Source organism: Stenotrophomonas sp. C9D9 (genome assembly GCF_056491205.1).
This window is the reverse complement of the sequence record NZ_JBSZIF010000006.1, coordinates 459363-478425: the sequence shown is the minus strand read 5'-3', so window position 1 is coordinate 478425 and position 19063 is coordinate 459363. Positions and strand designations below refer to the sequence as shown.

Below are 19063 nucleotides of genomic sequence, written 5' to 3'. Positions count from 1 at the left end.
TGGCGCCGCAGCGGACATGCCGCTGCCGGGATTGGAACCCCCGGATGAAACTGAAGATCTGCCTGCCATGACTATGGCGGGCGCTGCGTGTGGCCGTCTGGCCATCGGAGTTCTTCTTCAGTCTCTCCGGGTTCCAACCTCGCATCGCCCGCCACCCTTGCGGTGGCCCTCGCTTCCCAAGGAGTTCCCGCATGACCCAACGTCCGCTCAGCCCGGCCATGGAGTCGCTGTTCCAGCGCATCGAACATGCCCTCAACAGTGCCGAAGGCATGGCCATCCTCATCGGCGAACAGTACGGCCCCGAGCCGAAGCCTCCCGCGCCGATGGGATACAACCCGAGGCAGATCGCCAATGCGATGGTCATGCTGAGCCAGCATGGGCGATGCCTGCTGCGGGCGCTGCGCGAGGAGGCGGAGAAAGTGACCTACCACTAGGTACGATGTCGCCAAGCCCCGCTCGGATCTACAGGCCACGCGCGACCGTCCCCACCATCAGCCTGGCAAGGCGCCCTGCAACGTGGCGAGGTCGGCGCTGTCGACCGGCCTCACCACCCGCGCCACTTCCTGCCCGTCATGCAGCAACACCACGGTTGGCCACAGCTTCACCCGGAAGGCACGTCCCAGTGGCTTGCCCTTGCCGTCCTCGATCTTCCAGTGCACCAGATCGTTGGCATCCACGAATGCCTGCAGCGCAGGTTGCGCCGCTTGGCAATGTCCACACCAGGGCGCTCCGAACTCCAGCAGTTGCCAGCCCGCCTGTGCTTCCACATCCGCGCGGGCCGGCTCCGCCGACAGGTGATCACGCATGAAAGGCATGCGCGCTACGCCGCCAACGCCTTCTGGATATCCGCCAACGGTGCGTTGGTCAGGTCCTTGGCAATATCACCGAGCAGGCGCGCCTGGACTTCCTTGTGCAGCAGCGGCCGGATGCGCCCCAGCGTGGTCGGGTCGGCCACCAGCACCAGGTGCGCATAGCGGTTGTTCAGTGCATCTTCGTTGAGCTGCTCGGCCACCTGCTTGGCGAACGTCGCTTCGTTGAGCTGGGAGATGGACATGTCCTTGGGCACCGCACCGGCCGGCCCCTGCCCGGATACACCCTGTTCGCTGATGTCCTGCAGGCGCAGTTCGCCTTCCTGCTTCAGGGCCAGCTGATGTTCGCTGCCGACGTTGGTGAACACGCGGGCCGAACCACCGTCGGCGACGATGATCAGCGTACCTTCGGGAATGCGACGGGTCATGCAATGCTCCTTCTCGATTGCGTTCACCCCCACCGTAGACAGCGTTGCGTGAGCGGCGCGACCAGAGTTCGTTCAACGCATGTCATTGCGTTGCGTGCGCGCATGAACAGGCGCGATGGAACACAGCGTGCAGTTCCGTCTGCTTCGCTGCATGCTCACGCCGATGCCGTTATGATGAACGGATGATCGACACGACCCACTACGTGACGGGCGCACCTGTTACGTGGGAAGCACTGCCGACCGGCGCTTCGCTTGCCACGAATGCTCCCGCCCTGCATTTCCATCGCCTCGCGCTGGATCCCGGCGGATGACGCCCGCAGGCCCGCTGCCTGCATTCCCTACGCTGCTGTGACCCTCGGCCGCTGACTGCGCGGCCGCTGTGATCCCGTTGCCGCGTTTCCGCCCTTGCGGCGGTGCTTCGCCGTGCGCGTGGCGTTGCGCCTGCACACCTTCCCCGGCCCCCACGCCGCCTTCCGATGCCCCTGCGCCACCTGCGCCTGCATCGCCGTTTCCGATTTCCGGGACACACCGCACCGCCCATTCCCCTATTCCATACCTACAAGGGAGCCCCATGCAGGACACGCCCGATTCCCATGCCCATTTCGGCTGGTTCAAACGCCGCCGCCACCTGAAGGTCGATGAGATCACCGTCGTCGACAAGCCCATGCTCAAGCGCGCCGTCGGCGCCGCCGCACTCGGCAATGCCATGGAGTGGTTCGACTTCGGTGTCTACGGCTATCTGGCCGTCACCATCGGCCAGGTGTTCTTCCCGTCCAGCAATCCCACCGCACAGGTGATCGCGGCCTTCGCGACCTTCACCGTGGCGTTCCTGGTGCGCCCCCTGGGCGGCCTGGTGTTCGGCCCGCTGGGTGATCGCTACGGCCGCCAGAAAGTGCTGGCGTTCACCATGATCCTGATGGCGCTGGGCACCTTCTCGATCGGCCTGATTCCCGCCTACGAACGCATCGGCATCTGGGCGCCGGTGCTGTTGCTGCTGGCGCGCGTGGTGCAGGGCTTCTCCACCGGTGGCGAGTACGGCGGCGCGGCCACCTTCATCGCCGAGTACTCCACCGACCGCAACCGCGGCCTGATGGGCAGCTGGCTGGAGTTCGGCACGCTGGGCGGCTATATCGCCGGCGCCGGTACCGTCACCGCACTGCACATGCTGTTGAGCAGCGAGCAGATGCTGGACTGGGGCTGGCGCATTCCGTTCCTGGTGGCCGGCCCGCTGGGTCTGCTCGGCCTGTACATGCGCATGAAGCTGGAGGAAACCCCGGCGTTCCGCGCCTTCGCCGAGGAAGCCGAGAAGCGCGAGCACGACCGGCCCGGGCTGGGCGCGCTGTTCCAGGTGCATGGCCGCCAGCTGCTGGTGTGCATGGGCCTGGTGCTGGTGTTCAACGTGACCGACTACATGCTGCTGACCTACATGCCCAGCTACCTCAGCGTCACAATGAACTATGCCGAGAGCAAGGGCCTGCTGCTGATCATCATCGTGATGCTGGTGATGATGCCGTTGAACATCGTGGGTGGATTGTTCAGTGACAGGCTGGGCCGCCGCCCGATGATCATCGGTGCCTGCATCGCGCTGCTGGTGCTGGCGGTGCCGTGCCTGCTGCTGATCGGCAGCGGCAACGACTGGCTGATCTTCCTCGGCCTGATGCTGCTGGGGCTGGCGCTGGTGTGCTTCACCAGCTCGATGCCGTCCACGCTGCCGGCGCTGTTCTACACCCCGGTGCGCTACAGCGCGCTGTCGATCGCCTTCAATGTGTCGGTGTCGCTGTTCGGCGGCACCACGCCGCTGGTGACCGCGTGGCTGGTGGAGCGTACCGGCGACCCGCTGGTGCCGGCGTATTACCTGATGGGCGCAGCGGTGATCGGCCTGGTGACCATGCTGTTCGTGAAGGAGACCGCCGGCCTGCCGCTGCGCGGTTCACCGCCGGCCGTCGGCAGCGACAAGGAAGCGGCCGCGCTGTTGAAGAGCGATGTACCGGTGACGGTGGACCCGACCCTGCCGCCGCTGCCGGACGTTGCGGAGCCCGAGCAGGTGAAGCCGGCCTGAGGCTGGGCACAGAACGCGATCCACGCATGACGTGGATCTGCTGGCCAGGTGGCGCCGGGTAGATACGCCCGGCGCTGCCTGGCGCTACTTCCTGATGCGGGCCAGCGTCCCCGGCGTCCAACGCAGCGTCCAGGTGTAGTTTCCGTCCGGCGGACAGACGTGGCGGAAATCATGGGGAATTTCGCAGACCGTTGCGCCCGCGGTAACGGTGAAAGCAACGATGATCCGGTTGCCATCGATTCGGATCGACTGCACCGCGCCCGGAATCTGGATGCCGGCATCATCGCCATAACCTGATTCCCGGATGGCCGCGAAATCCTCGGCATCCACCCGCGACAGGCTCTTCGGGTTCTCCTGGCCGCGTGGATCGTTCGCCGTCAGCGCCGTCATCACCGCCACCACATTGCTTTGCGCGAAGCTGCCACCGGTGTAGGTCGACGTGTAGAAGTACACAACTTCGGAGCGACCATCACCATCGAGATCGGCAACACCCGTCCACACCGGGCGGAAGTCCGATTCGATATCGTCACCGGGAATACGCCGCAGACTGGCTTCGGCGGCCCGGTAGGCCTGTACAAGGCTGGGTGGCGCCACCACCCGCTTGGACGCGGCCGGCGCAGCCACCGCCGTCAAACTGGACAGCGCCAGCGCAGCAAGCGGCAGGCAGATCGAAGTGAAGCGGAACATCGCAGGTCCGTGCATGTCGTCCTCCTTGAGCGTGCGGCCAGTCTAACCGCAGCTCCGGTGGCGCCCAGTCGTGCACGGCGCAGTGTCGCGCGATGTGCGGAAGGCATCCACGCATGGCGTGGATCTACTGGGGTGTGTTCAATTCCATCGCGCGCATCACGATGGGCTTGGCCCAGCCCGGCGTGTGCAGCAGGTCGGCTACCGCAATCGGGTACTGCAGTTCGCCTGCAGCCATGGCCAATACCGGCAGCGGCACCACGCCGCCCTGCGCGTCGGCCGGCGCGCTGTTGTCGTAGACATGCAGCTCGGCCAGGTGCGGCAGCAGCTCCAGCAGGTTCGCGCGCGCGGAATCGAAACGCGCGTGGATCTTCTCCACCGGGATATCGTGGCCACCGGCCGCCACGCGTGCGGCAACACGGGCGACGTGCAGCTCGACATCGGCCAGCCCACAGAACCAGATCGCCACCTGATGCCGTTCGCAGGCCTCACGCAGCAGGCGCGGGATGGTGTTGCCACCGAGTGTGGTCTCGAAGGCGAAGTCGGTGCCATCGGCCATGGCCTGGCGCAGGCGACGGGTGCCTTCCTGCCACGCCTCGGCGTTGGCCTCCGGCAGCGGCCAGCCGGCGTCGACCAGGCGGCGGGTGAACGAGTCCGGGTTGAACCAGCTCAGCCCTTCGGCGTCCAGCCAGGTGCCCAGCAGCGAACTCTTGCCGGCGCCATTGACACCGGCCAACGCCAGGATGCGTCCCATCGATCAGAGCGGACGGCCGAGGGTGACCTTGCGGCCGCGCCGGATCGGCTGGCCCAGCACCTTGCCCAGCCCTTCCCCACGCTGCAGCCCGGCCAGGGTCTGGTCGAACTCGCTGCGCAGGCGCTGCAGTTCCTCGTTGCGCTCACCGGCATCACTGCCGGCGGCCTTGGCCAGCAGTTCCTGGTAGGTGCGGATGTCCACGATCACCGCTTCCGGGTGATTGTGGTTGGTGATGACCAGTGCCTGCTTCTCGCGCACGGTGCGCATCAGGCTCGGCCAGCCCCGGGTCTTCACCGACGAGGCCGGGGCCTTTTCGAGGCCAGGCAGATCCAGCGGCAGGGTCATGGCACGGCTCCAGGCAGGGTGGATGAGCACCACTATACCCAAATTGGCCAAATTGGGGATAAATCCCCTTTCACCCCAGGGGGCCGGTGTCCGGGGCGTCGGTCTGCAGCAGGCTGTCGCGCTCGCGCAGCGGGAAGCGGATCCAGGCGTCCAGCCCCTGCGGGGCAAAGCGCAGCTCGCCACTGCCGGCCAGCTCATAGGGCACCCGCTGCTCGATCAGGACCCGGCCCAGGCCACGCTGGCGCGGCATCTCCCAGCCCTCCACCTCGGCATGGCGCTCGCACCAGTGCAGGCCCAGCCACGGCTGCCCGTCCTGCACCTGCAGGTGCCAGCAGACGTCGATCCGACCATCCTCGTGGGTGAGCGCGCCATGCCGGAGCGCGTTGGTGGCCAGCTCATGGATGGCCAACGACAGCACTTCGGCCGCCTTCGGTGGCAACAGCACATCCTCACCCTGCAGGTGATAGGCGGTCGCCGCCGGCGTCTGTGCCGCAATCTCCTCGTCGAGCATGCCGCGCAGGCAGACTCCTACATTGGCGCCGCGGGTCAGCAGGCTCTGCGTGCGCGCCAGTGACATCAACCGCGCACACAGGCGCTCGGCATACTCGTCCACGCTGCCGACCGATACGCGGGTGCGCCAGGCAATGGCATGGATGGTGGACATGATGTTGCGGACCCGATGCTGCAGCTCGGCCAGCAGCACCGACTGGCGCTCGGTGGCGCGCTTGAGGTCGTCGATGTCCACGGCGATCGCGAACACGCCACTCACCTCGCCCTCGGCATCGCGCAGCGGTGCGGCCGCGACCCGTGTCCATCGTGCTCGACCGTCATCATGGGTGAACTGGAACTCGAGGCCGGGAACCACCGTCTCGCCCCGCAACGCCCGGGCGATGGCGAAGTCCTCAGGGCCGATGGTCGAACCGTCCGCATGCCAGCCGCGCCAGCGATGCTGGTTCTCTGCATCGGTCGAGGGGACCTTGCCACTGGGCAGGTAGGCGCGCATCTGGTCGTTGGACAGTTGCAGCTTGCCGTCTGCGTCGACAATGCAGACACCCACCGGCAGCACCTTGAAGGCCAGCGCCAACCGGCGGTCGCTCTCACGGCGCTTCTGCTCTTCGCGCTCGCGAGCCGCCTGTGCGACATGCGCGGATGTCGTTTCGAACATGGTCACCAGCACGCCGTTGATGCATCCTTCCTCTCCACGGATGGGGCTGTAGGTGATGGTGAACCAGACATCCTCCAACCGCCCCCGCCGCGCCAGCGGATAGAGCTTGTCCTCATAGGTGATGGTCTCGCCCTGCCACACACGCCGGTAGATCGGGCCGTTGATGTGCCAGACCTCGGGCCAGCACTCGCGGGTCGGCTGGCCCAGCCCGCCAGGATGCTTGTCGGCCAGGATCTCGGCATAACCATCGTTGTAGAGCTGCACCAGCTGCTCGCCCCACAGCACGATCATCGGGAAGCCATGCGCCAGCATGAGGTCAACGGTGGCGCGCAGATGTGGCTGCCATCGTTCGATCGCACCCAATGACGTGGATGACCAGTCGTGGCGGGCAATACGGGCGGCCATGCCGTCATGCCGCGTGTGCGCCTGCCGCGAGAGCGGCCTGCCCGGGCGCTCGGCAGCATGGAGCCCTTCGATGCGGCGCGACATGCCGCGCAATCAGGCGATGCCCGCAGGGGCCTGCGGCGTCGCCACCAGCCCCGCCAGCTGCTGGACCAGGGCCTCGATGTGATAGGGCTTGGTGCAGCGGGGGGCGCTGGCGAAGCGGCTGGGCAGATTGTCGTCGTAGCCGGAGGTCAGCATGAACGGGGTGCCCGCCTCGGCCAGGCGATCGGCCAGCGGGTACACCTGTTCGCCACCCAGGTTGATGTCCAGCAGGGCCACATCAATGGGGTTGTCATCCAGCAGCCGCCCCAGCGCCTGCAGGTCTCCGGCCGGCCCCACCACCTGCGCGCCCTTCAGCTCCAGGTAGTCCACCAGGAACATCGCGATGGCGAATTCGTCCTCCGCCACCAGCACCCTCAGCCCTTTCAGGCCCTCTGGTTTATTGCCCGCTTCCAGCACGACCGGCGCTCCTCGATACACGCGGCCCACCTCTGCCGCAACGCCTGCAGGATGCGCGAAGCGGGCTACAAGGGCGCGTGATGATCGATGAAGATCGCCGCCACGGCGCATTCACTCCGGCATTGCAGCGGCGCGTTCAGAACGCACGTTCCCATTTCAGGCTGAGCAGGCTGCGGTCGTGGCTGTACAGCCAGCCGACGTTGCTGTCGACGCGGGCGTAGCGCAGGCTCAGGCTGGGCACCAGCCCGGCCACGGCCAGGCGTTCGCTGCGTACGATGGCGATCAGGTTCTGTTCGTCGTCCTGCCTGCGCGCCTCGAGCAGCGGACTCCAGGCGTCGTAGTCGCGATGGCGCAGCGACACGAATACGGTGGCCGTAGTGCCACTCCACTGCCGTGCCGCGCCCACCCGCAGGCCGCGCTGGCGGTAGCCGTTGGCCGGGTCGGCTGCGCTGCTGCCGGTGACATCCAGCCCGGCGAAGACCGTCCAGCGCGGATTGAGCGCGCGGAACCAGGTGGCATACAGCGATGCCAGCTCGCCGTCGTAGTTGCTGGCCAGGCCCTGCTGTCGATACCGCTGGCGCTTCCAGTCGGCCTCCAGCTTGAGCAGGCTGCGTGCATCCAGGGCGTACTGCCATTCCCCGTGCACGCCACTACCGCCCTGTAGCGCATGGTTTCCCAGGCCCTGGTAGTCATAGCTGGGGGCCAGCATCACGGTCTGCCGTGCGCTGCGCCAGCTGTAACCCGCCTGCACGTTGGCATTGAGCTCGTTGTAGGCACTGTGCCCGCGCCATGCCTGACCGAAGGCGAGACCGCGAACGTACAGACCATGATGCCCGCCGAGCACCCAGCGCCGTTCCAGGCTGGCGTCGTAGTCGAGGCCCGCCGCGCGCTGGGCGTCGGGCAGTTTCCGTTCGATGATGCAGGCGTCGCCCACGCCGAACAGGCAGGTGCGGCTGGCCGAGCTGCGGTTGATGTTGTCACTCCATGCCGGGCCGGCCGACAGCGCGCCTTTCCAGCGCTGGCGCGCCTGCAGGGCAGCCAGGTAGCCGTCCACGCGTGCGCGGACGCCGGCCGTGGCCGGATCATCGGCATTGATGCCCGCAGCGATGGCGGTGAACAACGCGACCGCATCGCGATCGCGCTGGTCCTCGGCATAGACACGCGCCAGCTCAAGGCGAGCCGGCAGGAAATCCGGCTGCGCCGCCAGCAGCGCTTCGTACTCCGTCGCCGCGCGACGATGGTCGCCGGCCACCCGTGCCAGCGCCCCCTGTGCATAGTGGCGCAGCAGGGGGTCATGCCCCGGCAGTTCGATGTACTCCGCGAGGAACGCAGCGGCGGCCTGCCATTGCTGATGCTGCAGTGACAGGTACAGCGCCTGGCCAAGATCGTCGACGGTGCGCTCCACGCGCAGGGTCTGGCCGTCGATGGTGATGGTCGGCCGCTCCGATTCGGCCTGCTGCAGGCGCTGCTGGTCCTGCTGCTGGTGGCGCAGTTCCGTGCCCTGTTCAAGTACGCGTCGAAGATCGTCCTGCTGGGCGCGCACATCAGCGGCAGCCAACAGCAGTACGACAAGGAAGATGGAATGGCGCATGGTCGATCCGTGGTGGTGCGTGCAGCGGGCCGAAGCAGGGACTGGCGGATCGCGGCTTGTCCCTGCCCTGCCCCGTCAGGGGCGTGGCGATCAGTTCTTGCTGCCGCCGAAGGCGGTGTCGTACTGGCTGTTGCCGGCGAACGTGGCGATACCGGCCAGGGTGGCGGCGTTGGCGCCGAAGAACTGGCCCTGGGTGGCACCGGCAACGTTGCCGTTGGCGGTGGCGGTACCGGCGAACGAGGCGTTGGCGCTGTTGATGTTGGCGTTGACGTTGATCGCCAGGCCGCCACCGGTCAGGCCGCCGAGCAGCTTGCCGCTGCCGAAGTCCGCACGGAAGGTGCCGGACAGCAGGTTGCTGCCGTTGAACTTGTTCAGGCCCGCGACGCTGTAGGTGGCTACGCCAGCCGGCAGCGTGGTACCGGCACGGTCACCGACGAAGTAGACCTGGCGGTTGTTGAAGCCACCGGCGGCGCCATCCTTGGACCACTCGCCGAACCACACGTCACCACTGCCAACCTTGACGAAGTTGAAGTGGCCCATGCCGGCATGGCTGCCCGGTGCGCCGGTGATCGGCATGGCCAGCGTGCGCACGGCGGTGCCATTGACAGTGGTGGTGCCCGAGTACAGGCTCAGGCCCTGGAAATCGACCGGCTTGGCGTTGGAGACGGTGCCGACGCCGATACCGGCCTTGCCTGCCTGGTGCGGGCCACCGTTGACCTGCGATTCGCCGACGGCGACGTACAGCTCGGCGTCGGTCACCGGGCTGGCCGCACCGACGATGTCAGCGGCATGCGCGGCGCCGGCCAGTGCAAAGGTGGCAGCAACGGCGAGAACCGAACGGGAGATCATCTTCATGGTATTGCTCCTTGGGTTGTGGGAACTACGGGTACAACGCTTGAAAGCGGGAGGTCAGAAGCGCGCGGTGATGCCGAGCTTGAGTGTGCGGCCCGGCGCCGGCAGCGTGGAGCGCGTGGCCGGGTCGACGTAGTAGCGGTTGCCGAGGTTGCTGCCCACCAGCTCGACGCTGGCGTGCTCGTTGAAGCGCCAGCGCGCGTATGCATCGACGGTGGTGATGTTGCCCCAGGTGAACGGCACGTTCTGCCACAGCAGGCTGCTGCCACCGGCCAGCAACCGGTCGCGGTAGGCCTGTAGATCGGGGTTTTCGTGGCGCTGGTAGTGCACGATGCGGCTGCCCAGTTCCAACCGTTCATCGAACAGGCGCGTACCGAGCGACAGGTTCACCGACAACTTCGGAATCGCCTGGGTCAGCAGGTAGCCACTGACGAAACCGTCCTGCACGCAGTTCGGCACCAGGCCACGGTTGGCATCCAGCAGCACGGCCGTGCTTTCGTCGCATACCTCGTTTTCCAGCGTGCGCGAAATACCCAGGTCGGTGAAGAAGCGCCGGTTGTCGAAGCGTGCCTGCAGCTCGATGCCGCGGATGGTCTGCTTGTCGATGTTGTCGAACAGGAAGTAGGCGTCGCGCTCGATCACGTTGCGGGTCTTGTGCACGTAGTAGGCCAGCTTGACGTCGGCATCGGCGGTGTTTCCGAACAGGCCCGACAGGTTGTGTACGTAGCCCAGCTCGTAGTTGTAGGCATGCTCAGGCTTGAGCGTGTACAGCGGATTGAGGCTGCTGGAGAAAGCGATGGTGCTTTCGAACATGCTGGGGAAGCGCACTGCTTCGCTGTAGCGCAGGTAGACGCGCGCGGCCTTGAACAGGTTCACCGTGGCCGAGAAAGTGGGCAACCACGCGTGATCGCGGCGGCGGTCGTTGCGCCCGTCCACCGGCCGCGACTGCATGGTGTTGCCGATAGTGCAGACCAGGTCGCTGCCGGGGTAGATCGGCAGCACGCCAGGTATGCCCGCCACCTCGCCGTTGAGACAGGGGTTGGTCGCACGGGCATAGTTGCCATTGGCATCGGGCATCCACGGAAGCCGGTGTTCCACCGCCTGCGGCGTCTCGTAGTACGCCAGCAGACCATGCAGTGCATCGTCAATCACCGAACCCATGCCGATGCTCTCCCAGAACTCGCGTTCGGCCTCCAGTGCATCGATCTCCGCCTGCAGGCTGGCCGGCCGCTCGGGCAGCTCATTGGTCCGGTAGGTGGCCTCCTTGCTGCCCACGCCCTTGGTCAGCAGCTCCGGGTGGGCCTGCAGGAAGTCGTCGAACGCCCAGTAACGGCTGTAGCGCACGCCGGCGTTGAGGGTCAGGAAATCGACCGGACGCCATTCGAGGTTGAGATAGCCTTCGCCCTCCTGGCGCCGGCCAGCACGCGGAAACATGCGCCATCCATCGGTCGTGCCGAAGTACGGGTCGCGCGAACCCAGCTTCTCGTACTGCCAGTTGCCGCCCACGGTCAGGTCCAGCGTGGAATGCAGCGCGAAGCGGTTGCTCAGGGTCAGCCCGGTACGGTCATTGCGCGCATTGGCCAGTGCGGTGTTGCGCAGGATCGGGCTGACCCCGGGATTCCACGCCGGATTACCCGGTGCGAAATTGGGAAACCCACCGGCGGTGTAGGTATCGCTGTCCGTCTCGGTGCGCCACAGGTTGGCGTACAGATCAAGCCAACGGCTGCCGGCCGGCTGGAAGCGGTACTCCAGGTTCCACGCATCGGACGCAACCCGACTGAGAGGCCACTGGATGCGCCCATAGTCCGGCGCCGACAGGATTCGCGACGGCATGATCTCGCCATAGTGCGACAGCGTGCGCCGCCAGGTGGCCTTCAACTGCTGGTCGTCGTTGATCTGCCAGCTGCCCTTGACCAGCCACGATTCCTGTTCGCTGGACGTATTGGGCACTTCATCGCCCGGCTTGAAGTAGCGCGCCAGCGTGGTGATGTAGTCGATGCCCTGGTACTCGAACTGCTCGCGCCGGTCCTGGTCGTAGTAGCCGCTGCCCTTGCTGCCGGAGAAGTAGTTGCCGCGCTTGCGCCAGGCATAGGCGGCCATCAGGTCGACGTTGTCGCCACGCACGCCCAGCGCCAGGCGCCAGGCCTGGTCTTCGCCATCGAAGGGGTTGTTGCCACTGCGCGACTTCACCGGCACCACCAGGGTGCGGTCGTCGTAGGGCGAGTTCGGCGAGCCCTGCGGGAACCCCGGCACCGTGCGGTAATCTTCGCCGGTGTGCAGGCGAGGCAGGCGCGGCGCCACCGCATTGCTGCTGCCTTCAATCTTCAGCTCCCCGCCGAAGCGCTCACCCGCTTCCACGATGTCATCGACGTCGATGGTCTTGATCACCAGCGCGCCACCGATCCCGCTGTGCACATCGCGCACCAGCCCTGGCCCCTTGATGACCTGGATGCCACCAATCAGGTTGGGATCGATGTAGTTGCGGTTGCTGACGCCGTTGTAGCCGCGCCAGACCGTGAGCGCCTGCTCGCCACCGTCGATGCTGACCGGCACCCGCCCCGGCCCCTGGATGCCGCGGATGTTGATGTCCAGCGCGCCGCTGTTGCGCGCATCGCCACTGAACACGCCGACCAGATCCTTGACCACGTCGGCCGGGTTGGAGCCGCGGTAGCGCTCCACCCGGTCGCGCCCCGAATACGCCGTGGTCAGGTCCAGCGCGAACACATCATCGTAGCCGCGCCGATCGCGGGCCTCGCCCCCTTCCGACTGCAGGCGACCGGCCACGTCCAGTGTTTCGGTCACCCGCACCCCTTCCCCTTCACCCGACTCCGCTGCGGCACGCAGGCTCCAGGTGCCGTCCATGCCGCGCTGCGCACGCACGCCGCTGCCGCGCAGCAGCTGCTGCAGGGCCTGCATCTGGCTGTACTCGCCACTCACCGCGCTGGAGCGACGGCCTTCCACCAGATCACTGCGGAACACCACCTGCACATCGGCCTGGCGGCCAAAGGCACGCACAGCATCAGCGAGGGGCTGTTCCGGAATGGTGTACTGGCGCAGTGGCGCGACGATCGCCGTTTGCGCCTGCACGGCCGGCACACAGGCCAGCGGCAGCAATGCGGTGGAGATGGCCAGGGCCAGGACAGTGGCGCGGCGATGACAGGCGGATGCCGTGGACGGCATGGACAGGAACTCCTCAAGCGGGGCGGGACCATCGGCACATCCGGTGCCGGTGGTGTGTCTGGCTTGAGGAAAAACGGTGTTTCGCTCTGGCTATACCTCTATAGACAACGGGGCACGGCGAGTGCCCACGGTTTTTTCATGTTTTTTTCATGCGGCGCTTTCTGCCATCAACCGGCTGCACCTCACCACAGCACCATCGCGCCGCCAGGCAGGCGCTGCACGCGCAGTCCCGCCTGCGCGGCCACCGCGTCGATGGCGTTCTCCGGTTGCTGCAGATGGAACAGGCCACTGACCCGTACGCGTGCACCCTGCCCGCCCAGTACCCAGACCGGCGCACGACGGTAGCGCGCCAGATCGGCGATGGCCTGCGCGGCCGGCTGATCATCGATCACCACCTCGCCACGCCGCCATGGCGCCATGCTCTCCGGATCTTCCAGTTGCACCGGCTGCAGCCAGCGCCCGTCACGGAACACGCGTGCCTGTCCGGCATGCAGGCGCTGCACGCTGCCATCGCCCGGGCGCACATCCACTACACCCTCGCTGACCTGGGTGGTGACCGTGGTATCCAGCATCGACACGCTGAAGGCGGTGCCGATGTCACGGACCACGCCGCCCGCCGCCTCGACCTGGAACGGGCGAGCCTCGTGCGCGACCTGGAACCAGGCCTGGCCGCGCAGCAGGCGCAGGTGGCGCTGCTGGCCATCGAACTCGATCGCCAGTGCTGTGCCGGCGTCGAGTACGGCGGTGCTGCCGTCGTCCAGCTGCACCACGCGCGGCGCATCGCTGCTGCGCAGGTCACTACGAGCAAGCAGCAGCGCGTGCGGCGCAGCGGCAACCATCAGCACCACCGCGGCAGCACTGGCCAGCAGCCACGGCAGGCGGCGGCGCGGCGTGATCGGACGCAGCCCTTGGCGATCAGCCGTCAACCCGGGCAGCGCCGCCAGCACGTCGGGCCCGGCGGCATCCAGCCCCTGCCAGAACGCCTGCTGCTGGCGCCAGGCCAGCGCGTGGCGCGGATCGGCCTGCAGCCAGCGCTGCAGGGTTCGTTGCTGGCGTTCCGGCAGCGGGCCTGCACTGCACCGGATCACCCAGCGCAACGCCTGCCTGGCCTGACGCGGCGAGGGTTCGGACGTGGTCATGGTTGTGGCCTGCCGCACCGCGAACGGGTGCGCTTTCCTGTTGTGACAACGGCGGGCGCGATCTGCCCACGGCAAACGCCGGTCATCGGCGCGCTCCCTGTTGATGCTGCTGGATCAACAGCGCGGCGCGCAGCACATGCTTGCCGACCAGGCTCTTGGAGATTCCCAGGCGCGCGGCAATCTCGCGTTCGCTCAGGCCCAGGTAGCGGTTGAGCACGAAGCACTCGCGGACCTGCCCCGGCAGCGCGAGGATGGTCTGGGTGATCTCGCGCAGTTGTGCCTGGTCCAGCGCCCGGGCCTCTCCGTCGTGGCCCGCCTCGGCCATGTCGGTGGCGTACTCGGCCATCGCGCGCCGCTCGCGGGCGTCGGCCTGGCTGCGGTTGAGCGCATGGTGATAGGCCATCCGGTACAGATAGCCGCGCGGCTCCAGGATCGGTGGATCACCGGGCACGCTGCTGGCCTTCAGGTACAGGTTCTGCAGGGTGTCCTCGGTACTGGCCGGGTCGAGGTAGCGCGCGATGAAGCGAGACAACGCACGGCGCTCGCGGATCAGCAGCTCGACCAGCGCCAGGGCATTGGGAGACATAGGTGCCAAGGCCGGACCGGGGAATGATGGGCGTGATGGCGACGGTCCGGACGTGGATTGTGGGCTGCACGGCAGCAGGCGGCAAGCGAAGGCCGGTCGCGCGGCACCAGGATCATCCACGCAGGGCGTGGATCTACCAGGCGGTGGCGGATCCGGTAGATCCACGCCATGCGTGGATGCGGAGCCTACGGTTCGTCCAGCGCCTCGAAACGCTCGGCGAGGTAGTCGATCAGCGCACGCACGGCGGGCAACAGGCCGCGCCGCGATGGGAACACCGCGTGCACGATGCCGTGCTTGGGCACCCACCCCGGCAGCACCGGCACCAGTGCCCCCCTGTCCAGCTCGTCGGTGATCATCATCCGCGGCAACATCAACAGCCCGACCCCGGCCACCGCCGCTGCGCGCAGCGCGATCATGTCATCGCTGACCAGCCGCGGGCGGTGATGCACGCTGGCCTGCACGTTGTCCGGCCCGGTGTACTCCCAGGCATGCTGCTGGCTGGGCGAGGCCAGGTCGACGGTCGGCATCATTGCCAGGTCGGCCGGCACCTGCGGCGTACCCAGCCGCTGCAGCAGCGCCGGGCTGGCACTGGTGCACCATACCCGGCGCGCCAGCACGCGCACCACCAGGTCGCTGTCCTCCAGTGGCGGCGGCCGTACCCGGATCGCCACGTCCACGCCCTCGCCCACCACGTCCACGCGGCGGTTGGTGGCGTCCAGCTGCACCGTCACCTGCGGGTGCAGGGCCAGGAAGTCGGCCAGCATCGGGCCGATGCGCGCGTGCAGGATCGCGATCGGGCACGCCAGGCGGATCGTGCCGCGGGGCTCGGCGCGTGACATCGCGATGGCTTCTTCGGCTGCTTCAGCCTCGACCAGCATTGCCTTGCAATGGCGGTAGTAGTCCTGGCCGACCTCGGTGACCGAGAAGCGCCGGGTCGAACGCTGGATCAGCCGCACGCCCAGGCGTTCCTCCAGCAGCGCGATGCGCCGGCTCAGTTTCGACTTCGGCATCGCCAGCGCCCGGCCGGCCTGCGAGAAGCCACCGTGCTCGACCACCATGGCGAAATAGAACAGGTCGTTGAGGTCGCAACGGCGGATATCAGCGATGAACACGGGGCGATCTCCTGTGGCGCACGGCGCGCACCCATTGTTCACCAGATAGGACTATGACGGCAAATATTGACGTCTACCGACCCTATTGTCGCGGCGATATCGTCTCCCGCAACGAAGAACAGCGGCCGGCAGCCCCGGCCAGGAGATCGCCATGAAGCGTGTCACCGGCACCTACAGCGCCCCCCGCCCGCACTGGGTGGGCGACGGATTCCCCGCCCGCTCGATGTTTTCCTACAACACCCACGGCCAGCACCTGAGCCCGTTCCTGCTGCTGGACTACGCCGGCCCCTACACCTTCGCGCCCAGCGATACGCCGCGTGGCGTCGGCCAGCATCCGCACCGCGGTTTCGAGACGGTCACCATCGTCTATGAGGGCGAGGTCGCCCACCGCGATTCGACCGGGGCCGGCGGCACCATCGGCCCGGGTGACGTGCAGTGGATGACCGCGGCCTCCGGGATCCTCCACGAGGAGTTCCATACGCCGGAATTCAGCAGGCGCGGTGGCACGCTGGACATGGTGCAGCTGTGGGTCAATCTGCCGGCCCGGGACAAGATGGGTGCACCGGGCTACCAGACCCTGCTCGATGCAGACATTCCCTCGGTGGATCTGGCCGACGGCGCCGGACGCGTGCGGGTCATCGCCGGCCGCTTCGACGGCCACGCCGGCCCGGCGCGTACCCACACGCCGATGGATGTCTGGGACATCCGCCTGCAGCAGGGCCACCACGCCGAACTGCCGGTGGCCGATGGCCGCACGCTGGCGCTGGTAGTACTGAAGGGCACGGTCCGGATCAACGGCGGCCAGCCGGTCGGCGAGGCGCAGCTGGTCACCTTCGACCGCAGCGGCGAGGACGTGTTCGTCGACGCCGACAGCGACGCCACCGTGCTGCTGCTCAGCGGTGAGCCGATCGACGAGCCGGTGGTGGGCTATGGCCCCTTCGTGATGAACAGCCAGGCCGAGATCGCGCAGGCGGTCAACGACTTCAACAGCGGCCGCTTCGGCCGGATCGCGTACTGAACACCTCAATGCGGCGGGCTTCGACCCGCCGCAGCCACCGGGCCATCGCCCACTTCCCCAGGAGACTGACCATGAGTACCCCCGCCAACTTCAACGGTACCCGCCCGGTGATCGATCCGGACAACGCCGCGATGCTGCTGATCGACCACCAGAGCGGCCTGTTCCAGACCATCGGTGACCTGCCGTTCACCAGCGTGCGCGCCCACGCCACCGCGCTTGCCAGGATGGCCACGCTGGCAAAGATGCCAGTGATCACCACCGCCTCTGTCCCGCAGGGCCCGAACGGGCCGCTGATCCCGGAGATCCACGACGCAGCCCCGCATGCCCAGTACGTGGCGCGCAAGGGTGAGATCAACGCCTGGGACAACCCGGAATTCGTTGCTGCGGTGAAGGCCACCGGCCGCAGGCAGCTGATCATTGCCGGCACCATCACCAGCGTGTGCATGGCCTTCCCGTCGATCGCCGCCGTCGCCGATGGCTACCAGGTGTTCGCGGTGATCGATGCCTCGGGCACCTATTCGAAGATGGCCGAAGAGATCACCCTGGCCCGCGTGGTGCAGGCCGGCGTGGTACCGATGGACACCGCTGCGGTGGCCTCGGAGATCCAGCGCACCTGGAACCGCGACGATGCCCAGCAGTGGGCCGAGGTCTACACGAAGATCTTCCCGAACTACCAGTTGCTGATCGAAAGCTACCTGAAGGCGCAGGACGTGCAGAAGAACCAGGAGCAGCTGGATTCGCAGCGCAGCTGAGCTGCCCCCGGGTGCCAGCCCGCTGTCGGCACTCCTTTCAACCGGAGACCCATCATGTCCAGTGAACCGATCCGAGACCCGGCCAGCGATCATCTGCTGACGCCGCAGAATTCCACCTTCATCATCATCGACTACCAGCCGGTGCAGGTGAACTCCATCGCCTCGATGGACCGCCAGCTGCTGGTCAACAACATCGTCGGCACCGCCAGGGCCGCTGTGGCTTACGGTCTGCCGATCGTGCATTCGACGGTGAACGTCAAGACCGGCCTGAACAAGCCGCCGATTCCACAGCTGCGCAAGGTGCTGGGCGACTACCCCACCTACGACCGCACCACCATCAACTCCTGGGAGGACGTCGAGTTCCGCAGGGCGGTGGAAGCCACCGGCCGCCGCAAGCTGATCATGACCGCGCTGTGGACCGAGGCGTGCCTGACCTTCCCGGCCCTGGATGCGTTGAAGGAAGGCTATGAGGTGTATGTGGTGGTCGACGCCGTGGGCGGTACCTCGCTGGCGGCGCATGACGCGGCACTGCGCCGCATCGAACAGGCCGGTGGCCAGCTGATCAGCGTGCCGCAGCTGTTCTGCGAGCTGCAGCGCGACTGGGCGCGTTCGGAAACGGTCCCCGCGTTCATGAACCTCTTCATTGAAACCGGGGGTACGGCGGGCATCCAGTTCTCGTACGATCGTACCGAGTGAATTCGTGGCGGCGCAGGCAGGTAGCCCGCGCCGTCTTTTGAAGCAGTCGAGCATGGCTCGACTCTACAGTTGGGTTGGTCGAGCATGGCTCGACTCTACAGATTGCAGGAGACCCTGATGGCCTACGCACGCATTGTTTCAACCGGCGACAACTACCTGCACCACATCAGCAATGGCGGCTTTGATGTGGATGCGGACGAGCCGGCATCGTTGGGCGGCCGGGGCAAGGGCTTCGCCCCGTTCGATCTGTACCTGGCCTCGCTGGCGGCCTGCACCGCCATCACCCTGCGCATGTATGCACAGCGCAAGGGCTGGGAACTGGGCGAGTTCCATGCCGAGCTGCGCTCGGAACGTGATGAGGATGGACGCTTCCACGTGCACCGCGTGCTGCATGCCAGCGCCGAGCTGAGCGATGCGCAGTGGCAGCGGTTGCTGGAGGTGGTGGAAAAGACCCCGGTGACGCTGGTGATGCGCGAAGGTGCACGCATCACCAGTGAGCGCGGGGTAGCAGCGTAACCCCATCCACGCGTGGCGTGGATCTACTGTAGAGCCACGCCCATGTTCAGCTCCTGGGCTGGAAGCCGGGCATGAGCCCGGCTCTACCGAAGGCTCAGCGCCGTGAATGCAGCACGGTGCGCTGGCGCATCGCGTTGAATTCCTGCTCCACCTGCTGGATGTCCTCGGCCTGGAACCCGGCCGCATCCAGCAGCTGGTCGGCGGCAGCCGCCGCCAGCGGATCATCGTCACGCTGGCGCCAGCAGCGCGCCGGCAGGAAATAGCCCACTTCGCTGCGCCCGCGCATGATCACCACCGGCCGGCCCGCATACAGCAGGAACTCGGCCAGGTGCTGGCGCAGGCCCTCCACTGAAACATAGGCCGGTCCAACACCCAGCATCTGGCTGGACGGTTCGGGACTCTCGAACAGCTTGCGACGGCTCATCCACTCCTCCTTTTGAACAACGCGTGGTCTCCTTTCCTTAGACGGGCGCA

The 19063-nt window shown here is 66.9% G+C and carries 20 protein-coding genes; 6 read left to right on the top strand and 14 right to left on the bottom strand.

Translation table 11 applies throughout. The annotated features are described in order from the left end of the window. The first annotated feature begins 191 nt into the window (after positions 1 to 191). Complete coding sequence (locus ACXI0D_RS17685; RefSeq protein WP_049447317.1) at positions 192 to 434, top strand: hypothetical protein; 243 nt, start codon at positions 192 to 194, stop codon at positions 432 to 434. Between the two features lie 57 nt (positions 435 to 491). On the opposite strand, the gene ACXI0D_RS17680 is transcribed toward ACXI0D_RS17685, so the two are convergent. Further along, a complete protein-coding gene (locus ACXI0D_RS17680) occupies positions 492 to 815 on the bottom strand; it encodes a thioredoxin family protein (protein ID WP_049447319.1) in 324 nt (107 codons plus the stop codon). 5 nt (positions 816 to 820) lie between these two features. Continuing rightward, complete coding sequence (locus ACXI0D_RS17675) at positions 821 to 1237, bottom strand: host attachment family protein (RefSeq protein WP_014037377.1); 417 nt, start codon at positions 1235 to 1237, stop codon at positions 821 to 823. 571 nt (positions 1238 to 1808) lie between these two features. Between ACXI0D_RS17675 and proP the strand changes: the two genes are divergently transcribed. Further along, complete coding sequence (gene proP, locus ACXI0D_RS17670) at positions 1809 to 3296, top strand: glycine betaine/L-proline transporter ProP (RefSeq protein WP_049447321.1); 1488 nt, start codon at positions 1809 to 1811, stop codon at positions 3294 to 3296. 84 nt (positions 3297 to 3380) lie between these two features. On the opposite strand, the gene ACXI0D_RS17665 is transcribed toward proP, so the two are convergent. The 11 genes from ACXI0D_RS17665 to ACXI0D_RS17615 all read right to left on the bottom strand — a co-directional run bounded on the left by ACXI0D_RS17665 (position 3381) and on the right by ACXI0D_RS17615 (position 15607). Further along, positions 3381 to 3998 (bottom strand): hypothetical protein, encoded by a 618-nt coding sequence (locus ACXI0D_RS17665; protein WP_049447324.1) that lies wholly within the window; start codon positions 3996 to 3998, stop codon positions 3381 to 3383. 109 nt (positions 3999 to 4107) lie between these two features. Then, positions 4108 to 4734 (bottom strand): ATPase, encoded by a 627-nt coding sequence (locus tag ACXI0D_RS17660; RefSeq protein ID WP_049447326.1) that lies wholly within the window; start codon positions 4732 to 4734, stop codon positions 4108 to 4110. Positions 4735 to 4737: 3 nt separating this feature from the next. After that, the gene (locus tag ACXI0D_RS17655) at positions 4738 to 5079 is read right to left on the bottom strand and encodes a type II toxin-antitoxin system prevent-host-death family antitoxin (protein WP_049447329.1); all 342 of its coding nucleotides are present in this window, start codon (positions 5077 to 5079) and stop codon (positions 4738 to 4740) included. 70 nt (positions 5080 to 5149) lie between these two features. Continuing rightward, a complete protein-coding gene (locus ACXI0D_RS17650; RefSeq protein WP_049447344.1) occupies positions 5150 to 6733 on the bottom strand; it encodes a sensor histidine kinase in 1584 nt (527 codons plus the stop codon). A gap of 9 nt (positions 6734 to 6742) precedes the next feature. Next, positions 6743 to 7147 carry a response regulator gene (locus ACXI0D_RS17645; protein WP_049447331.1) on the bottom strand — a complete coding sequence of 135 codons (405 nt, stop codon included), beginning with the start codon at positions 7145 to 7147 and terminating at the stop codon, positions 6743 to 6745. Positions 7148 to 7283: 136 nt separating this feature from the next. After that, entirely contained in the window at positions 7284 to 8738 is a 1455-nt protein-coding gene (locus tag ACXI0D_RS17640) for a porin family protein (protein WP_479642873.1), read from the bottom strand. 90 nt (positions 8739 to 8828) lie between these two features. Then, positions 8829 to 9593, bottom strand: a complete 765-nt coding sequence (locus ACXI0D_RS17635) for a Slam-dependent surface lipoprotein (RefSeq protein WP_014037385.1) — start codon at positions 9591 to 9593, stop codon at positions 8829 to 8831. Between the two features lie 54 nt (positions 9594 to 9647). After that, positions 9648 to 12770 carry a TonB-dependent receptor gene (locus ACXI0D_RS17630; protein ID WP_479642872.1) on the bottom strand — a complete coding sequence of 1041 codons (3123 nt, stop codon included), beginning with the start codon at positions 12768 to 12770 and terminating at the stop codon, positions 9648 to 9650. Between the two features lie 182 nt (positions 12771 to 12952). Further along, the gene (locus tag ACXI0D_RS17625; protein ID WP_479642871.1) at positions 12953 to 13909 is read right to left on the bottom strand and encodes a FecR family protein; all 957 of its coding nucleotides are present in this window, start codon (positions 13907 to 13909) and stop codon (positions 12953 to 12955) included. Between the two features lie 82 nt (positions 13910 to 13991). Beyond that, the gene (locus ACXI0D_RS17620) at positions 13992 to 14495 is read right to left on the bottom strand and encodes an RNA polymerase sigma factor (protein WP_479642870.1); all 504 of its coding nucleotides are present in this window, start codon (positions 14493 to 14495) and stop codon (positions 13992 to 13994) included. Positions 14496 to 14680: 185 nt separating this feature from the next. Further along, positions 14681 to 15607, bottom strand: coding sequence for a LysR family transcriptional regulator (locus ACXI0D_RS17615; RefSeq protein WP_479642869.1), 927 nt, complete (start codon positions 15605 to 15607; stop codon positions 14681 to 14683). A gap of 151 nt (positions 15608 to 15758) precedes the next feature. Here ACXI0D_RS17615 and ACXI0D_RS17610 point away from each other — a divergent pair, with 151 nt between their 5' ends. The 4 genes from ACXI0D_RS17610 (at position 15759) to ACXI0D_RS17595 (ending at position 18589) form a co-directional block, all read left to right on the top strand. Next, positions 15759 to 16625, top strand: a complete 867-nt coding sequence (locus ACXI0D_RS17610; protein WP_049444720.1) for a pirin family protein — start codon at positions 15759 to 15761, stop codon at positions 16623 to 16625. Positions 16626 to 16696: 71 nt separating this feature from the next. Further along, positions 16697 to 17377 (top strand): hydrolase, encoded by a 681-nt coding sequence (locus ACXI0D_RS17605; RefSeq protein ID WP_049444722.1) that lies wholly within the window; start codon positions 16697 to 16699, stop codon positions 17375 to 17377. A 54-nt stretch (positions 17378 to 17431) separates the two neighbouring features. After that, a complete protein-coding gene (locus ACXI0D_RS17600; protein ID WP_119006357.1) occupies positions 17432 to 18073 on the top strand; it encodes a hydrolase in 642 nt (213 codons plus the stop codon). Positions 18074 to 18190: 117 nt separating this feature from the next. Continuing rightward, positions 18191 to 18589, top strand: a complete 399-nt coding sequence (locus ACXI0D_RS17595) for an OsmC family protein (protein WP_479642868.1) — start codon at positions 18191 to 18193, stop codon at positions 18587 to 18589. Between the two features lie 94 nt (positions 18590 to 18683). Here ACXI0D_RS17595 and ACXI0D_RS17590 read toward each other — a convergent pair whose 3' ends face one another. Then, entirely contained in the window at positions 18684 to 19013 is a 330-nt protein-coding gene (locus ACXI0D_RS17590) for a hypothetical protein (RefSeq protein WP_005409871.1), read from the bottom strand. Positions 19014 to 19063 lie beyond the last annotated feature (50 nt).